Genomic DNA, 16,257 nt, shown 5'->3' on the forward strand with positions numbered 1-16,257 from the left:
CGCCGGCGGATCGTCGTCCGGCGACCCGCCCTCGTCGAGGTACCGCCGCACGTCCGCGTCGGTCGCGTCCGCGCGGTACAGCCGCCGGCGCAGGTCGTCGAGGCGCGCGTCCGCCTCCACGGACTCCCTCGGTGCGGCCACCCGCCCACTCTGCCCCCGCCCCGCTCCATCCGCGCCAGGAGATCACTGTCAGCGAACTGCCAGGTTTTCGCGCATCCGAGGGCCCGAATCCGTCCGTAGTGGTGGTGATGGGTCGATCCGGCCCACGCGAACCCAGAAGGAGTCGTGCCTTGCGCAAAGCACTGATCAGCGGCATCGCCGCCGCCGCGCTGCTCACCGTCGGCCTGGCCGCCCCCGCCCAGGCGGCCCCGGCGGCTCACCCCGCACCGACGACGAAGCTGTCCGTCCTGCACGCCGTGCCGAACACGCCCGTCGACGTCTACCTGAACCACAAGCGGGTGCTGAACGACTTCAAGCCCGGCACCCTCGCGGGCCCGCTGACCGTCCCGGCCGGCACCTACACCGTCACCATCACCGCGGCGACGGCGAAGAACGACAAGGCCCCCGTGATCGGCCCGGCCAAGCTCAAGCTGGTCGCGCACCGGAACTACACCGCCGTGGCGCACCTCACCGCGGACGGCAAGCCGACCGCGTCGCTGTACCTGAACACCCTGAAGAAGACGCCCAAGGGCGAGGGTCGGGTCATCGTGCGGCACGACGCCGCAGCCCCGGCGGTCGACATCCTCGTGAACGGCGCGGCCGCGATGAAGAGCCTGCAGAACCCGCACCAGTCGAAGGCGAACCTGCCGGTCGGCACCTACAAGGTCGCGGTGGCGCTCGCCGGCACCACGGCTCCGGTCATCGGCCCGGCCGACGTGCCCGTGAAGGCGAACACCGACACGATCGTCTACGCGTGGGGCAGCGCGGCGCAGGGCAACCTGACCGTCGCGGTGCAGACCGTCAAGACCAACCGCTGAGACGACGGCGGGAGCGGGCGGTCGTCCGCTCCCGCCCCGTGACCGTCGGCGGGCCGCATCTCGGGCAGGGATGCGGCCCGCCGTTCTCCGCTCGCACGGTACCGTTCCGCATCAGCGCGATCGAGGACGGACCGATGCACGATGCCGACGAGGCCACGGCCCTCGGCATCGCGTTCCGTGCCGGCGACCCGAACGCGCTCGCGACCGCGTACCGGAGGTGGGGGTCGCTCGTGTACACGCTCGCGCTCCGCGCGCTCGGCCAGGTGCAGGACGCGGAGGACGTCGCCCAGCGCGTCTACATCGCCGCCTGGCGGGGCCGGGAGACCTTCGACCCGGGTCGCGCAACGCTTTCGGCCTGGCTGGTCGGCATCACGCGGCACCAGATCGCCGACGCCTACGCGGCGCGGTCCAAGGTCCTCACCGTGCCCATGCCGGAGGAGGGCGACGGCGAGCCCGCCGCGCCGGTCGTCGAGCTGGCCGACCGCCTCCTCGTCGAGGACGAGCTGGCCCGGCTGGCGCCGCAGGCGCAGCAGGTGGTCCGGCTCGCGTTCTACGACGGCCTCACGCACCAGCAGATCGGCGAGCGGCTCGGCATGCCGCTCGGCACCGTCAAGAGCCTGATCCGGCGCAGCCTCGAGCGCATGCGCCACCGCCTGGAGGTGCGCGATGACGCACCTTGACCCGGAGCTGCTCGCGCTGCTCGGGCTCGGCGAGGACGCCCCGTCGGCCGGCGACCGGCTGCACCTCGCGGGCTGCGCCGACTGCCGTGCGGAGGTGGCGCGGTACGCGCGCCCCGTCTCGCTCTCCCGCGCCGGCGGCGGGGCGCTCGACACGCCCGGTCCGGCCGTCTGGGCCGGGATCGCCGACGAGCTCGGGCTGGACCCGGGGCTCGTCGACGGCCCGGTCGCGGGCGGCGCTCGCCCGGTCGTCCCCCTCCGGCGCCGGCGACTCGGCCGCAGGGCCGCGGCCGTGCTGGCGGCCGTCGCCGCGGTGGTGGTCGTCGGCGGCGTCGCGGTGGGGCTGCTGACCGCCAGGAGCCAGCCGCAGCAGCTCGCGACGGCCACCCTCGACGCCTTCCCCGGGTGGGCGGGCAGCAGCGGCACCGCCGTGCTCGAGCGCCTCGCGGACGGGCGCCGCGTCGTCGAGGTGCGCACCGACGTGCGCCCGGACGGCGCGACCGATCACGAGGTCTGGTTGATGACCACCGGCGCGAAGCGCCTCGTCAGCCTGGGGATGCTGACCGGGACGAGCGGGACCTTCGTCGTGCCGGCCGGGCTGGACCTGGACCGGTTCCGGCTCGTCGACGTCTCCGACGAGCCGCGGGACGGCAACCCGGCGCACTCGGGCGACTCGATCGTGCGGGGCGCGCTCGAGTCCTGAGCCTGAGCGATCGTCGGGCCCGGGAATGTTCCGCAGGTCCTCCCGTTGAGCACTCGCGGATCCGGATCGATCCGGCGACACCCCGCCCGCGCGCCTCCGGCGCCGGCGTGTCGCGCATCCCATCCGGATCCGCGAACCGGAAGGAACCCTGTGGACCTGTTCAGCCCGATCGAGCTCGGCGACCTGCACCTGAAGAACCGCGTCGTGATGGCGCCGCTGACCCGCACCCGCGCCGGCGCGGCGGGCGTGCCCACGCCCTTGATGGCCGTGCACTACGCGCAGCGCGCCTCCGTCGGCCTCATCATCAGCGAGGGCGTGTACCCGGGCGCCGAGTCGCGCGGGTACTTCGGCCAGCCGGGCATCGTCACCGACGAGCAGGAGGCGGGCTGGAGCCAGGTCGCCGAGGCGGTCCACGGCGACGGCGGCCGGATCGTGCTGCAGCTGATGCACTCGGGCCGCGTCTCGCACCCGGACCTCTCCGGCACCGGCCGCACCGTCGCGCCGAGCGCTGTCCCGATCGACGGCGAGGTCCGCACGCAGCACGGCAAGCACCCGCACGCGGTGCCGCACGCGCTGACCGAGGCGGAGCTGGCCGTCGTCCGGGACGAGTTCGTCGAGGCCGCCCGCCGCGCGATCCGCGCCGGTGCCGACGGCGTCGAGCTGCACGGGGCGAACGGCTACCTGCTGCACCAGTTCCTGTCGCCCGTGTCGAACGTGCGCACGGACGCGTACGGCGGCTCGCCGGCGAACCGCGCGCGCTTCGTGATCGAGGTCGCGGAGGCGGTCGCGGCGGAGGTCGGCGCCGGCCGCGTGGGGATCCGCCTGTCGCCCGCGAACCAGGCGCAGGACGTCTTCGAGACCGACGAGGCCGAGACCCTGGCGACCTACGAGGCGCTGCTCGACGGCCTCCGGCCCCTCGGGCTCGCCTACCTGAGCGTGCTGCACGCCGACCCGGCCGGCGTGCTGGTGCAGGACCTGCGCGAGCGGTTCGGCGGTCACCTGATCGCGAACAGCGGGTTCGGCTCCGTGACGACGCGGGAGGAGGCGCTCGCGCTGATCGACGACGCGCACGCCGACGCGGTCGCCGTCGGGCGCGCGATCATCGCGAACCCGGACCTGGTCGAGCGCTGGCGCGCCGACGCCCCGGAGAACGCGCCGCGGCCGGACCTGTTCTACTCGCCCGGCGCGGAGGGCTACACGGACTACCCGCGGCTCAGCGCCTGACCGCCGCCGCCGTGAGCGGGCCGTAGAGGTCCGGCCGGCGGTCGGCGAGCAGGTCGACCAGCTCGGCCTGCCGCTTGTCGCGCGAGTCGAGCAGGTCGAGGTCCGCCCAGGCGGTGCCCGTGCCGGGCCCGGCCTGCGCGACGAGCGCGCCGAACGCGTCCACGACGGAGGTGCCCGCCGTCCAGTCCACGCCGCGCTCGCGCCCGGCGCGGTCGGCGCACGCGATCGCTATCTTGTTCATGCGGGCGGTCGCGATCGCGATCTGCACCTCCGCCGGGCGCTCGCCCTCGGGCGTCGGGCCGAGCGGCCAGTTGGTCGGCACGGCCAGCAGGTCCGCGCCGGCGAGCGCCGCGATGCGGGTCCACTCCGGGAACTCCAGGTCGAAGCAGATCAGCACGCCGATGCGGCCGACCGGCGTCTCGACGACCGGCGGGCGGGCGTTCCCGGGGGCGAAGAAGTGCTTCTCCCGGTCCCAGAGGTGCACCTTGCGGTAGACCGCGCGGACGCCGGAGGCGTCGAGCAGCGCGGCGCTGTTGTAGACGCCGTCGTCGGCCAGCTCCGCGAAGCCGACGACCACGGTCGCGCCGCCGGCCGCCGCCGCGAACCGGGCGAGGGCCGGGCCGTCCGGCCGGAGGGCGAGCACGCGGGCCTCCTCCGGCGTCTCGAACACGTAGCCGGACGTCGCCAGCTCCGGCAGCACGACGACCGCCGCGCCCCCGGCGACGGACTGCTCGACGGCCGCGACCGCCCGGTCGAGGTTGCCGGCCAGGTCGCCGACGACCGGGGCCAGCTGCACGGCGGCGATGCGCGTCACGGGACGATCGCCTTCGGGTCGGAGGAGGAGAGGTCGGCCGCGACCTGCTGCTTCAGCCCCGGCCGGAACGAGATCGCGATCCCGATGACCAGCCAGACGCCGACGAGGTACGGGAACCAGCTGTAGGGCGCCTCGAGGCCGACGGCGTTCCGGTACAGCGTGTAGCCGAGCAGCACGATCGCGAGGATCGGCACGACGATCTGCCACCTCGGCGTGCTCGTGCGGCCGCCGAAGAACAGGAACCGGATCGCGCCGAGCGTCGCCAGGACGTACGCGACGAGCAGGCCGATCGTGCCGATCGTGAGCACCCAGTACGTCGCGTCGAGCACGGCCGCACCGGTCAGGCGCTCGATCACCATGCAGAGCGCCGCGAGGCCGCCGCTGACCAGCAGGGCCGTGGTCGGAGCTCCGGTCTTCGACACCTCGGCGACGCCGTGCGTGAGGCCCGCGCCGCGGCCGAGGGCGAACAGCACCCGGGAGGCGCCGGAGAGCGTGCCGATCGAGATCGCGAACAGGCTGACGATCGCGAACACGGTGAGCAGGTCCGCGAGCCACGGACCGACGAACGCGCGGCCGAGGTCGCCGTAGGGCGCCGCGGCGGAGGTGAACCGCTTGACGTCGGCGTCGGAGGTGCCGTAGCCGAGGGTCTGGGCGACGATCGAGAGCAGGTAGAAGACGCCGACGATCGCGACCGCGATCTTGAGGGCCTTCGGGATGTCCCGCTTCGGGTTGCTGCTCTCCTCGCCGAGCGTCGCGGCGCCCTCGAAGCCGGCGAACGCGAGGAAGCCGAACACCGCGGCGGCGCCGATCGTGTTGATGTCCGTGCCGGCGGGCAGCTGCAGGAAGTCGAGGCTGAGCCCGCGGCCGCCCGGCGCCGTGCCGGTGCCGAGCCGGACGAGCACGACCAGGTTCAGGATCGTGACGAGCGCGGCGCCGATCAGCTCCGCGGTCAGCAGCACGCGGGTGATGACGTGCACCTGGCTGCGGCTGACGACCAGCACCACCGCGAGGGCGATGACCGCGACGACGAGCCAGTCGGGCGCGAAGGCGATGCCGAGGTCCTGCAGCAGCTGCTCCAGGAACAGCCCGATCTCGATCGTCGACCCGGCGCCGATCGTGAAGTACGCGAGGAACAGCGCCCAGCCGGCGACGAACCCGGCGCGCGGGCCGAGCGTGATGCCGACGGTCGCGTACACCGAGCCGGTGTGGGCGATGTGCCGGGACAGCTTCACGAAGCCGTACGCGACGAGCGACACGGCCACGAGCGCGAACACGAAGGCGTAGGTGGCGCCGCGGCCCAGGATGCCGGCGGCGCCGACGCCGAGCAGCGCCATCACACAGACCGGCCCGATGAGGCCGATGGAGAAGGCGGCCGCGTCCGTCACCTTCAGCTCGCGATGCAGCGTCTCCGTGCCGCCGGGGGTCTTCGTCGTGGTCATCGAGGGCCTTCCGTCGCCGGGCAGGGGGCTGGACCGGGCGACCGTACCGACGCCCGCCGACGGTGGACAAGCGGCAACCGACGACACCAGCCATAGGCGCAGCCTTGGGCGGCTCCCGTGCACAAGGTGCGGGCTATGGGTCGCGCTGGGGATCGGCTCTACCGTCGCCGCCGCGGGATGCCCATGGTGGAGGGATGCGCTCCACCCCCCGTGTCCTGTCAGCCCTCGACGGCCGCTTCCGCGTCGTGAAGGCCCCAGGCGTCGACGCCGTCGCGGCGCAGCAGGACCCGGCGGTCGCGGCGACCGTCACGGCGATGCTGCAGGACATCGAGCGCTGCGGGATGACCGCGGTGCTCGAGCACGCGCGGCAGCTGGACCGGTGGGAGGGGGGCGACGTCGAGCTCGACGCGGCGACGATCGCGTCGAGCGGCGACCGCCTCCCCGCCGACCTGCGGGCGGCGATCGAGCTGGGCGCGAGCCGCACCCGGGCGTTCGCCGAGGCGAGCAGGGCGCACCTCGTCGACTTCGCCACCGAGCCGGTGCCCGGCCTCGTCACCGGGGTCCGGTACGTGCCGGTCGGTCGCGTCGGCGCCTACCTGCCGGCCGGGCGCTTCCCGCTGACCGCCTCCGCGTTCATGACCGTCGGCGTCGCGAAGGCCGCCGGGGTGCCGGAGGTCGTCGCGTGCACGCCGCCGCAGCCGGACGGCCGGGCGAACGACGCGGTGCTGTACGCCGCGGCGTGCTCGGGCGTCGACCGCGTGTTCGTGCTCGGCGGGGTGCAGGCGCTCGCCGCGATGGCGTTCGGGCTCGTCGGCGACGGGCCGATCGACATGCTGGTCGGCGCGGGGAACGCGTACGTCGCGGAGGCGAAGCGGCAGCTGTTCGGCCGGGTCGCGATCGACCTGCTCGCCGGCCCCAGCGAGGTCGCGGTGCTCGCCGACGACACCGCCGACCCCGAGGTCGTCGCCGCGGACCTGCTCGGCCAGGCGGAGCACGGGCCGCAGTCGCCCGCGGCGCTCGTCACCACCTCCGCCGCCCTCGCGCGGGCTGTCGTCGCCGCGGTCGACCGGCAGCTGGAGTCGCTCGCCACCGAGTGGGTCGCCGGGCCCGCGTGGCGCGACTTCGGGTCGGTGGTCGTCGCCGACGACCGGGAGGTCGCCGCGACCCTGATGGACGACCTCGCGCCCGAGCACCTCGAGGTCATCACCGCCGACGACGACTGGTACCACGGCCGCCTCACCAACTACGGCTCGCTGTTCCTGGGCGCGTGGAGCACGGTCGCGTACTCGGACAAGGGGATGGCCGGCACGAACCACGTGCTGCCGACCGCCGGCGGCGCGAAGCACAGCGCCGGCCTGTCCGTCGCCCGGTTCCTGAAGCCGCTCACCTACCAGCGGGTCGCGAAGGCGGCGACGCACGAGGTCGCGGACGCGGTGAGGGTGATCTCCGCGTCGGAGGGGATGGCCGCGCACGAGGCGACCGCGACGATCCGGCTCGCCGCCCTCGAGGAGGTCGAGGCTCGGTAGCGCTCAGGCGGTGCGCTGCAGCAGGGCGAGCGCGAGGCGGACGAGCTCGGCGGTCGCGGGCGAGAGGGTCGCGCCGTCGCGCTGCACGAGCGCGATCGTGTCGTGCAGCGGCTCGGCGAACGGGACGAAGCGCACCTGCGGCGGGCAGGCGCCGCTCTCCGCGACCGCGCGGGACACGAAGGTGTCGCCGACGCCGGCCGCGACGAGGGTGAGCGCGGACTCGACCTGCTCCACCTCCACCATCGCGTCGAGGTGCACCCCGGCCAGCGAGGCCCGCTCGAGCACCTGCCGCCTGGTCGGGTCGCGCCAGCCGTAGTGGGCGTCGTACAGCACCAGCTTGCGGGCGGCGAGGTCCTCGATCGTCGGCGGGTGCAGGGCGCGCGCGGGGTCGGCGGAGGCGTACAGCACCTCGTCGCGGCGCAGCGGCGTGACCGTGAGGCCGTCCGCGTCGATCGGCAGCACGACAAGGCCCGCCTCCAGCTCCCCGTCGGCGACGGCGCCCGCGACCTCCACCGAGTTGAGGCCGACGATCCGCAGCCGCACGGAGGGGTAGCGCTCGTGGAACTGCGCCAGCAGCTCCTCCAGCCGGTAGTACTTGGCGTTCCGCAGCAGGCCGAAGGAGGCGGTGCCGCCCTCGAGGGAGGTGATCGCCCGCAGGGTCCGGTCGGCCTCGTCGGCGGACGTCGTCACCTTCACCGCGACCGGCAGCAGGGTCTCGCCCGCCTCCGTCAGCACGAGCCGCCGGCCGCCCCGGACGAACAGGCGGGTGCCGTACTCGTCCTCGAGCCGGCGGACGAACTCGCTGACGGACGGCTGCGCCATGTGCAGCTCCATCGCCGCCGCGGTGAACGACCCGACCCGGGCAGCGGTCGCGAAGACGCGGAGCTGCACCAGGCTGAACACGGTGGCGAGGCTATCGGCGCTCCCGGCCGCTTCGCGGATCCGCAGCTCCTCGGGGGCCGGGGTGGAGTCAGCTCCGGAACATCACCTCCACCGCGTCGAGGTGGTCCTCCGCGGTGGTCCAGCCGAGCAGGGCCCGGTTGGTCAGGAAGCCCTGGCACAGCACGACCATCGCGATGGCGGTCCGCGCGGCGAGCGCCTCGGCGTCAGCGGGGTCGCGCTGCCGCGCCCACGGCAGCACGGCCTGCGCGAAGGCCTCCCGCAGCCGCGTCACCTTCTCGGTCAGCACGGCCCGCAGCTCGTCGTCGCGGGCGGCCTCGCCCCAGAACTGCAGGACCACCGCGACCGGCGGAGCGGCCTCCGTCGTCGTCGACAGGAGCAGCCGGACGACCTCTGCGGGGGAGCGGACCGCCTCCTGCGGCTCCGTGACGCGCTGCAGCCGCCAGTCGAACAGCGACTGCGCGATGTAGCGCGCGAGCTCCGCCTTGTTCTCGAAGTTCGCGTAGATCGCCCCGGCCGAGAGCCCCGACTCCTCGACGATCTGGGCGATGGAGGTGTTCGCCACCCCGTTCCGCCGCAGCACGCGGAGCGCTGCTTCGGCGATCTCGTCGCGGCGGGCGCGCCGGTGCGCATCGGACACCTTCGGCATGAAATCGAGAATAACTGTTCTCTTCAGGTGTACAACAGAGCGATCGTTCTCTGAAGGAGCCGCCCATGTCCGTCCCCGTCCCCGTCCGCCCACGCACGAGGTGGCGCTTCACGGTGCTGTTCGGCATCGCCGGAGCTCTCGTCGTCGGCATCGTCGTGCTCGCCTTCGTGTGGCCGGCGGCGACCGCGAAGGCCCGCGACCTGCCCGTCGGTCTGTCCGGGCCGACCGCCCAGGTCGATGCGCTGAAGGCGGCGATCGCGAAGCAGGAGACCGATCCCTTCGCGTTCGCGACCGTCTCGACCCGGGCGGACGCGGTGCGGCAGATCCGGGAGCGGAGGCTGTACGGGGCGATCCTGCTGGGGGACGAGCCGGAGGTGCTCACCTCCTCCGCGGCGTCGACCGCGTCCAACCAGGTGCTGCGGGGCGTGGCGACGCAGCTGCAGGCCCAGGTCTCCGCACGCGCGATCGCGGGGCTGCAGCAGGCGATCGTCGCGACGGCCGCGTCCTCCGCGGCAGCGGGCGCTCCCACCCCGGCCGCGACCGGCACCGTGCCCGCGGTGAAGGTGACGGACGTGGTGGCGCTGTCGAGCCGCGACGCCACCGGGGCCGGCTTGGCCGCCGCCGGGTTCCCGCTCGTGCTCGGCGGGATGCTCGGCGGCGTGCTCGTGTCCTTCCTCGTCGTCGGACCGATGCGGCGGATCGTCGCGCTGCTGGTCTACGGCGTCGCCGCGGGCGGCATCGTCGTGCTCGTGCTGCAGACCTGGCTCGGGATCCTGCAGCGCGACCCGGTGCTGAACGCCGCCGCGTTCGGGCTCGCGATGGCCGCCACCGCGGCGATCGTGTCCGGGTGCAACGCGCTGCTCGGGTCACCGGGCATCGGGGTGGGCGCCGTCATCAGCCTGCTGATCGGCAACCCGATCTCCGGCGCGACCCTGCCCTACCAGTTCATCGCCGCGCCGTGGGGCGAGGTCGGGCAGTGGTTCGTGCCGGGTGCCGCCTCCAGCCTCGTCCGATCGCTGTCGTACTTCCCGGACGCGGACGTGTCGAAGCAGTGGCTGGTGCTCGGCGTGTGGACCCTCGCCGGCTTCGTGCTGACCATCGCCGGGCACTTCCGCGACCGCTCGCCGGCGGCGCTACCGGCGAGCGAGCTGGAGCCCGCGGGGGCCTGACGCCTTCCGGGTGTCCTCGGTGCAGGATCGACGGCGTCGTGCTCTCGAGACCCCTGGAGGAACGCATGGACATGAAGCTCGAGCTCGTGATCGTCCCGGTCGCCGACGTGGACCGCGCGAAGGCGTTCTACGTCGACGCGCTCGGCTTCCACGCCGACGTCGACGTGCAGCCGGGGCCCGGGATGCGGGTCGTGCAGGTGACGCCTCCGGGGTCCGCCTGCTCCCTCGGGTTCGGGTCGGGCCTCGGCGCCTACGACGGCGAGCCGGGTTCGGTGCAGAACCTGCACCTGGTCGTCGCGGACATCGAGGGCGCGCGGGCCGAGCTGGTCGCGCGAGGGGTCCGGGTCGGCGAGGTCGTCGAGGTCGGGGGCGGCGTGCGCTACGCCTCCGTCGCCGATCCGGACGGCAACGGCCTGCTGCTGCAGGAGATGGCGTGGCGCACCGGCGACGCCTTCTGACCTACCCCGCCTGGGAGGCGGTGCAGGTCACGACCGCGAACCGCCCCGTCGCCGACCGCTTCGCGACGACCTTCCCGTTCACCGAGATCGAGCACGCGATGTCGCCGCCGTCGGCGCTCTGCGCGATGACGGCGTAGGCCGAGTAGCTGGTGCCGCTGCCGATGCCCACCGACCTCCTCCACGGCAGGTCGGCGCCGCTCAGGGTCGCGTTGCCCGCCAGCTCGGAGTCCGCGACCGTGTAGTTGATCGTCTGCGCGCGGCCGTCGCCGGTGACCCGGAAGACGACGCTGCCGCCGGACCCGGACTCCGGTGCCGTCGAGAGGTCGCGCACCGAGGGGAGGTCCGTGGGGAGGTCCGTCGGGAGGTCCGTGGGGAAGTCGCTCGGGAGGCTCGTCGGGAAGTCGGTGGGGAAGCCCGACGGCAGCTTCGTCGGCAGGCGCTCGATCGCGGCGGGGATCAGGAAGAGGACGACCGTGTAGACGATCGACATCACGATCGCGAGCACCAGCGCGACCGCGCCGAGCACGATCGCGGTGATCGGGACGCCCTTGCGAGCGGCCCGCCGCACCGCGACCACGCCGAGGATCACCGCGGCGATCGCCACGAAGCCCGCGACGTAGGAGGCGAACGGGATCAGCGCGAGCACGAGCGCCACGATCGAGACGATCAGCGCGCCGACGCCGCGGCCGCCTGCGGTCGGCGGCTGGGGCTGCGGCTCGACCGGCGGAGGCGTCGTCATCCCGACATGGTGGCGGACGCGGCGTCCGAGGGCCATGCCCCGTCCGCGTCAGCGGATCCCGCTCCGTGCGAAGCCCTGCACGAAGAAGCGCTGGAACACGAGGAACAGCAGCACCATCGGGGCGACGTCGATCAGCGCGAACGCCATCGTGCTGCCGTAGTCGGGGCCGTTCTCGCTCTGCAGGTAGAGCAGGCCGATCGGCAGCGTGAACAGCGCGTTCTCCTTCAGCGCGATCAGCGGCCAGGCGAAGTCGTTCCACGACGACAGCAGGCTCATGAAGAACAGCACCGCGATCAGGGGCCGCGACAGCGGCAGCACGACGCTGCGGAACACCCGGAGGTGGCTCGCGCCGTCGATGCGGGCGGCCTCGAGCAGCTCCCGCGGGATGCCGAGCAGGAACTGCCGCGCCAGGAACAGGCCGAAGGCGCTGGCCGCGGTCGGCAGGATCACCGCCCAGTAGCTGCCGTACAGTCCGAGGCCGGTGACCAGGCGGAACAGCGACACCATGATCGTCTGCACCGGCAGGGTCAGCGTGCCGAGCGCCACGAGGAACAGCGCGGAGGAGCCGCGGAACCGCAGGTGCGCGAAGGCGTAGCCGGCGAGGAGGTTCACCGCGACCGTCAGGACCGCGACGGTCACCGCGATCGACACCGAGTTGCCGAACCAGGTCCAGACCGGGAAGCCGGTCAGCACCTTCTCGAAGTTCGCGAAGGTGATCGACGTCGGGATCACGCGCAGCGACCCGCCCAGCAGGTCGGACCTGGTCGACAGGGCGACGACGACCATCCAGTAGAGCGGGAACAGCGTGATGATCGCCACCAGCACCGCCGCGAGTGTGCGGGCGACCACGGCGGCCCGGTTGCGGCGCCCTCGGGGCGCGGCGGCGGTCGCGGAGGCCCGGGGGAGCGTCTCGGCCGTCATTCGGTGAGGTCCCTCGTGCGGCTGGTCCGCCAGCGGATCGCGGTGAAGACGAGCGCGAGCAGCAGCAGGACGACGCCGATCGCCGCCGCGTAGCCCTGGTCGCGGGTGACGAAGCCGTTCTGGTAGGCGTACGTGACGAGCACGCTCGTCGCGTCCTGCGGACCGCCTCCGGTCAGCACGAAGACGATGTCGAAGACCTGGAACGAGTAGATGACGTTGATGACGAGCAGGAAGAAGGACTGGGGGCCGAGCAGCGGCACGGTGAGGTACCGGAGGCGCTGCCAGCCGGCCGCGCCGTCGAGTCGAGCCGCCTCCTGCAGCTCGGTCGAGAGGCCCTGCAGCCCGGCCAGGTAGATCAGCATGTTGAACCCGACCCGCCACCACAGGGTGACGAGCACGACGGAGGCGAACGCCGCGACCCCGCCCGACTGCCAGCTCACGGCGGGCAGGCCCGCGAAGCGGAGCAGCTCGTTCAGCAGGCCGGAGTTCTCGTCGAACAGCAGCAGCCCGATCAGGGCGGTCGCGACGCCGGAGACCGACATCGGCAGGATCAGGATCGACCGGAACACGCCGCGGGCCGGCAGCGCGCCGTTCAGCAGCAGCGCGGCGCCGAGCCCGAGCCCCATCGACAGCGGCGTCGTCAGCAGCGTGAACAGCAGGGTGTTCCCGAGCGACCGCCAGAACAGCGGGTCGCCCGCGAGCCGCGCGTAGTTGTCCAGGCCGACGAAGGCGCCCGCGCCGAAGCCGTTGGTGCGCTCGAGGCTGAGGCCGACCGACTGGGCGAGCGGCAGGAGGACGAACAGCCCGAGCAGCAGCAGGTTCGGCGCGATGAAGAGGAGCGCGACCCGGGACTCGCCGCCGCGGTACCGGGTCCGCCTCCGCGACACCCCGACCGCTGCGGTCAAGCCGTGACCGCCTTGTCGATGCCCGTCTTCAGCGCCGCGATCGTGGCGGCGGTGCCCCGGCCGCCGACGAAGGCGCGCTCCAGCTCGTCCTGCAGCACGGTGATGATCGCCGACATCTTCGGCGACGCGACCTGGCCGGAGTCGCTCGCCTGCACCGCGGACGCCTGGCCGACGAAGACGGGCGACAGCTCCGGCCGCACGGCGAACTCGATGCCGTCCTTGACCAGGTCGGCCCGGGTGGGCAGCAGCGAGGCGTTCGCGCAGAAGTCGCGCATCTGCTCCTCCTCCGTCACGTGCGCGAAGAAGGCGGCGATCAGCTCGGCCTTGCCCTCCGCGGCCTTCGTCGCGACCAGGGCGTTGCCGCCGAAGTCGCTGCCGGCGCGGGTGTTCCGCGGGGCGAAGGTGGCGCCCCACTCGAACTTCAGCGCGTCGGTCGCGTCCGGGATCGCGAAGGCGCCGGAGAAGACCATCGCGGTCGTCTGGTTGTACCAGCTGTCGGCGGCGTAGGTGGAGGACTTCACGCTGTCGTTCGGCGGCACCAGCCGGTCGGGGAAGAACGACTTCGTGAAGTCGACCGCGGCGCGGCCGGCGTTCGAGTCGATCGCGGCGGCGGACAGGTCCTCGGTCAGGAAGCGGCCGTCGGACTGGAACAGCCAGCTGAGCCAGCGGGTGACCCCGTTGCCCTGCCAGTTCACGCCGAACGGGTACTTCGCGTCCGGCTGCGCCCTCCGCAGCCGCTGGGCGACGGCGCGGAACTGCTGCCAGGTCCACGCGTCGTCCAGCCGGGTCGGGATGTCGGTCACGCCCGCGTCGTCGAGCGCCTGCTTGTTGTAGAGGATCGCGGAGGTGTCGGTGTGGTGCGGGACGCCGAAGGGCTTGCCCCCGTTCTGCACCGCCGCCCACGCCTGCGGGGTGAAGCGGTCGGCGAAGCCGGAGGGGAGGTGCTTCGACAGGTCGAGCAGCTGCCCCTGCCCGGCGTAGGCGCCGAACGTGTAGTACGGCACGCGGAAGACGTCGGGCGGGTTGCCCGCCTGCAGCTGCGCGTCGATGTTCGAGAACATCTGCTCGTACGGCACCGCGTTCAGGTCGACCTTCGAGCCCGGGTTCGCCTTCTCGAAGCCGGCGATCGCCTTCCTGAACCCGGCGAGCTCGGCGTCGGTGCCCCAGGTGGTGAAGCTGAGCGTGCCGGTGCTCGAGGTCCTCTTCGCTGCGGAGGGCACGAACCCGCAGCCGGCGAGCAGCAGGGGAGCGGCGGCGATGCCGGAGGAGCCGAGGAGCTGGCGTCGGGTCAGGTGCACGGCCCGAATCCTGATGGGGCGACCTCCGCCGGGAGCCTCTTCGCTCGGGATGCGAGGTGTGTGCCCAGCGGACGGGGGCGCGCGCGCGTGAGTCAGCTGTTCAGGAAGCTCTGCAGCGCGTCCGGCAGCTCGGCGAGGAGGGGGAACCAGCGGATGACGCCGATCACGTTCAGGATCAGGCCGACGAGGGACCCAACGAAGCCGGTCCGCTTCGCGCCGTCGCGGGCGAGGCGTCGGCTGCGCGCCAGGCCGCGGAGCGACACGATCAGGCCGACCAGCGACACCACGCCCCAGAGCCCGAAGATCAGGCCGGCGATGCCGAGCGCCACCGCGCCCGAGGCCGCGCCGTTCACCGCACCGGCCGTGCGCGCGGCGGTGCCGACCGCGCCGGGCACCACCTCCGTCACCTTCTTCGCGGCCGTGATCCTCGCCACCTGCTGGGGCGTCACGGTGCTGCTCTGCACCGCCTCCCGCGCCGCGGTGACCGCGCGCTGCGTCGCCTCGTCCGGCGCCTTCCTGGCGTCGGACCAGCCGAGGCCGTTCCACCACCGCAGCATGCCGGGCTGCTCCGGATCCGGCATCCAGCCGGGCTGGTCTCCTGCACTCGGCACGCGGCCTCCTCGGGGTCGGTGCGGACATTCTCCGCCGCCGCCCGCTCCTGTGGGCGAGGGCTTCGGCAGGACAGAACGGCTTCGGCAGGAGAAATCGCGCCGCTGTGTCCTGCTGACGGCGTTCTGTCCTGCTGTCGCGCTCGACTCCGGAACACGGGCCGCTCAGCGCCGGGGAGCACGATGGGGGCATGCGCGTCGTCGTCATCGGAGCAACGGGTCACACCGGCGGGTACCTCGTACCCCGCCTCGTGGAGGCGGGTCACGACGTGGTCGCCATCAGCCGGGGGACGCGGGCGCCGTACCACGAGGACCCGGCGTGGTCGCGGGTCGAGCGCCTCGTCGCCGACCGGGACGCGGAGGACGCGGCGGGCACGTTCGGCCCGCGCATCCGCGGCCTCGGGGCGGACGCGGTGATCGACATGGTGTGCTTCAGCCCCGAGTCCGCGGGCAAGCTGTTCGCGGCACTCCGCGGCTCGCCGACGTTCCTCGCGATGTGCGGCACGATCTGGGCGCACGGCGTCGCCGTCGCGGTACCGGTCCTCGAGCACGAGGCCGGGCAGCCGTGGGGCGAGTACGGCGTCGGCAAGAAGGCGATCGAGCGGCTCGTGCTGGCGGAGGCGAGTCGTCCGGACGGCGTCGCCGCGACGATCCTGCACCCCGGGCACATCAGCGGGCCGGGCTGGCCCGTGATCGGCCCGGCCGGCAACCTCGACCCGGCGGTCTGGCGCCGCCTCGCGACCGGCGAGCGGGTCGTGCTCCCGCATCTCGGCCTCGAGACCCTGCACCACGTGCACGCCGACGACGTCGCGCAGGCGTTCCAGCTCGCGATCGAGCGGCAGGATGCGGCGACGGGGCGGGCCTTCCACGTCGTCTCCGAGCGCGCGGTGACCCTCCGCGGGTTCGCGGAGGCGGCGGCCGCCTGGTGGGGCCGGGAGGCGGTCGTCGAGCTCGCGCCCTGGGACGTCTTCGCCGCGAGCACGTCGCAGGAGCACGCCGCCGCGACGCTCGAGCACATCGGCCGCAGCTCGTCCTGCTCGATCGCAGCGGCGCAGCAGCACCTCGGCTACGTGCCGCGCGCGACCTCCCTCGAGGCGGCGCGGGAGGCGGTCGAGTGGCTGGCGGCGCACGGCGACGTCGGCGTCCCGCCGCTCGCTTGACCGCGGCCGCTCCACCTCCGGCGTGGTCGCGCCCCCGCGCTGAGCGGCGTCCCGTCCTCGCACCTGCCCGCTTCGGTCGAGTCGGGCCCG

At 73.5% G+C, this 16,257-nt stretch carries 17 protein-coding genes; 8 read left to right on the top strand and 9 right to left on the bottom strand.

Translation table 11 applies throughout. The annotated features are described in order from the left end of the window. Positions 1-290: 290 nt before the first annotated feature. From ACFE60_RS06190 to ACFE60_RS06205, 4 genes are all read left to right on the top strand, one after another. Positions 291-977: a DUF4397 domain-containing protein gene (locus tag ACFE60_RS06190; protein WP_375387972.1), complete on the top strand. Its 687-nt coding sequence runs from the start codon at positions 291-293 to the stop codon at positions 975-977. 134 nt (positions 978-1,111) lie between these two features. Further along, complete coding sequence (locus tag ACFE60_RS06195) at positions 1,112-1,657, top strand: RNA polymerase sigma factor (protein ID WP_375387973.1); 546 nt, start codon at positions 1,112-1,114, stop codon at positions 1,655-1,657. Beyond that, positions 1,644-2,357 (top strand): anti-sigma factor, encoded by a 714-nt coding sequence (locus tag ACFE60_RS06200; protein WP_375387974.1) that lies wholly within the window; start codon positions 1,644-1,646, stop codon positions 2,355-2,357. The genes ACFE60_RS06195 and ACFE60_RS06200 overlap by 14 nt, the downstream gene beginning before the upstream one ends. Before the next feature lie 150 nt (positions 2,358-2,507). Beyond that, positions 2,508-3,581, top strand: coding sequence for an alkene reductase (locus tag ACFE60_RS06205; protein WP_375387975.1), 1,074 nt, complete (start codon positions 2,508-2,510; stop codon positions 3,579-3,581). Here ACFE60_RS06205 and ACFE60_RS06210 read toward each other — a convergent pair. Next, positions 3,571-4,395 carry a nitrilase-related carbon-nitrogen hydrolase gene (locus ACFE60_RS06210; protein WP_375387976.1) on the bottom strand — a complete coding sequence of 275 codons (825 nt, stop codon included), beginning with the start codon at positions 4,393-4,395 and terminating at the stop codon, positions 3,571-3,573. The genes ACFE60_RS06205 and ACFE60_RS06210 overlap by 11 nt on opposite strands. After that, on the bottom strand, positions 4,392-5,834 hold the full coding sequence (locus tag ACFE60_RS06215; RefSeq protein ID WP_375387977.1) for an APC family permease: 1,443 nt from the start codon (positions 5,832-5,834) through the stop codon (positions 4,392-4,394). Before ACFE60_RS06215 ends, ACFE60_RS06210 begins: the two co-directional genes overlap by 4 nt. 194 nt (positions 5,835-6,028) lie before the next feature. On the opposite strand from ACFE60_RS06215, the gene hisD reads away from it, so the two are divergent. Further along, positions 6,029-7,360 carry a histidinol dehydrogenase gene (gene hisD / locus ACFE60_RS06220; RefSeq protein WP_375387978.1) on the top strand — a complete coding sequence of 444 codons (1,332 nt, stop codon included), beginning with the start codon at positions 6,029-6,031 and terminating at the stop codon, positions 7,358-7,360. A gap of 3 nt (positions 7,361-7,363) precedes the next feature. Here the strand turns inward: hisD and ACFE60_RS06225 are convergent, their stop codons facing one another. Both ACFE60_RS06225 and ACFE60_RS06230 read right to left on the bottom strand, forming a co-directional pair. Then, positions 7,364-8,263, bottom strand: coding sequence for a LysR family transcriptional regulator (locus ACFE60_RS06225; RefSeq protein ID WP_375387979.1), 900 nt, complete (start codon positions 8,261-8,263; stop codon positions 7,364-7,366). Between the two features lie 67 nt (positions 8,264-8,330). Beyond that, a complete protein-coding gene (locus ACFE60_RS06230) occupies positions 8,331-8,909 on the bottom strand; it encodes a TetR/AcrR family transcriptional regulator (protein ID WP_375387980.1) in 579 nt (192 codons plus the stop codon). A 65-nt stretch (positions 8,910-8,974) separates the two neighbouring features. Here ACFE60_RS06230 and ACFE60_RS06235 point away from each other — a divergent pair, with 65 nt between their 5' ends. Both ACFE60_RS06235 and ACFE60_RS06240 read left to right on the top strand, forming a co-directional pair. Then, positions 8,975-10,078 (top strand): hypothetical protein, encoded by a 1,104-nt coding sequence (locus tag ACFE60_RS06235; protein ID WP_375387981.1) that lies wholly within the window; start codon positions 8,975-8,977, stop codon positions 10,076-10,078. Positions 10,079-10,149: 71 nt separating this feature from the next. After that, a complete protein-coding gene (locus tag ACFE60_RS06240; RefSeq protein WP_375387982.1) occupies positions 10,150-10,536 on the top strand; it encodes a VOC family protein in 387 nt (128 codons plus the stop codon). 1 nt (position 10,537) lies between these two features. Here the strand turns inward: ACFE60_RS06240 and ACFE60_RS06245 are convergent, their stop codons facing one another. The 5 genes from ACFE60_RS06245 to ACFE60_RS06265 all read right to left on the bottom strand — a co-directional run bounded on the left by ACFE60_RS06245 (position 10,538) and on the right by ACFE60_RS06265 (position 15,010). Beyond that, complete coding sequence (locus ACFE60_RS06245) at positions 10,538-11,275, bottom strand: MmpS family transport accessory protein (protein ID WP_375387983.1); 738 nt, start codon at positions 11,273-11,275, stop codon at positions 10,538-10,540. A 48-nt stretch (positions 11,276-11,323) separates the two neighbouring features. Then, positions 11,324-12,196 (bottom strand): carbohydrate ABC transporter permease, encoded by an 873-nt coding sequence (locus ACFE60_RS06250; protein WP_375387984.1) that lies wholly within the window; start codon positions 12,194-12,196, stop codon positions 11,324-11,326. Beyond that, complete coding sequence (locus ACFE60_RS06255) at positions 12,193-13,101, bottom strand: carbohydrate ABC transporter permease (RefSeq protein ID WP_375387985.1); 909 nt, start codon at positions 13,099-13,101, stop codon at positions 12,193-12,195. The genes ACFE60_RS06250 and ACFE60_RS06255 overlap by 4 nt, the downstream gene beginning before the upstream one ends. Then, positions 13,098-14,399 carry an ABC transporter substrate-binding protein gene (locus tag ACFE60_RS06260; RefSeq protein ID WP_375387986.1) on the bottom strand — a complete coding sequence of 434 codons (1,302 nt, stop codon included), beginning with the start codon at positions 14,397-14,399 and terminating at the stop codon, positions 13,098-13,100. Before ACFE60_RS06260 ends, ACFE60_RS06255 begins: the two co-directional genes overlap by 4 nt. 92 nt (positions 14,400-14,491) lie before the next feature. After that, a complete protein-coding gene (locus ACFE60_RS06265) occupies positions 14,492-15,010 on the bottom strand; it encodes a DUF2510 domain-containing protein (RefSeq protein ID WP_375387987.1) in 519 nt (172 codons plus the stop codon). Between the two features lie 188 nt (positions 15,011-15,198). Here ACFE60_RS06265 and ACFE60_RS06270 point away from each other — a divergent pair, with 188 nt between their 5' ends. Next, positions 15,199-16,167, top strand: coding sequence for an NAD-dependent epimerase/dehydratase family protein (locus tag ACFE60_RS06270; RefSeq protein WP_375387988.1), 969 nt, complete (start codon positions 15,199-15,201; stop codon positions 16,165-16,167). The last annotated feature ends 90 nt before the right edge of the window (positions 16,168-16,257 follow it).

This window comes from uncultured Amnibacterium sp. (genome assembly GCF_964245895.1).
Lineage (GTDB): Bacteria > Actinomycetota > Actinomycetes > Actinomycetales > Microbacteriaceae > Amnibacterium.

Coding starts and splice junctions, on each gene's coding strand:
- ACFE60_RS06195 (WP_375387973.1), top strand. CDS start 1,112: ATGCACGATGCCGACGAGGCCACGGCCCTCGGCATCGCGTTCCGTGCC.
- ACFE60_RS06200 (WP_375387974.1), top strand. CDS start 1,644: ATGACGCACCTTGACCCGGAGCTGCTCGCGCTGCTCGGGCTCGGCGAG.
- ACFE60_RS06215 (WP_375387977.1), bottom strand. CDS start 5,834: ATGACCACGACGAAGACCCCCGGCGGCACGGAGACGCTGCATCGCGAG.
- hisD (WP_375387978.1), top strand. CDS start 6,029: ATGCGCTCCACCCCCCGTGTCCTGTCAGCCCTCGACGGCCGCTTCCGC.
- ACFE60_RS06230 (WP_375387980.1), bottom strand. CDS start 8,909: ATGCCGAAGGTGTCCGATGCGCACCGGCGCGCCCGCCGCGACGAGATC.
- ACFE60_RS06235 (WP_375387981.1), top strand. CDS start 8,975: ATGTCCGTCCCCGTCCCCGTCCGCCCACGCACGAGGTGGCGCTTCACG.
- ACFE60_RS06240 (WP_375387982.1), top strand. CDS start 10,150: ATGAAGCTCGAGCTCGTGATCGTCCCGGTCGCCGACGTGGACCGCGCG.
- ACFE60_RS06245 (WP_375387983.1), bottom strand. CDS start 11,275: ATGACGACGCCTCCGCCGGTCGAGCCGCAGCCCCAGCCGCCGACCGCA.
- ACFE60_RS06250 (WP_375387984.1), bottom strand. CDS start 12,196: ATGACGGCCGAGACGCTCCCCCGGGCCTCCGCGACCGCCGCCGCGCCC.
- ACFE60_RS06270 (WP_375387988.1), top strand. CDS start 15,199: ATGCGCGTCGTCGTCATCGGAGCAACGGGTCACACCGGCGGGTACCTC.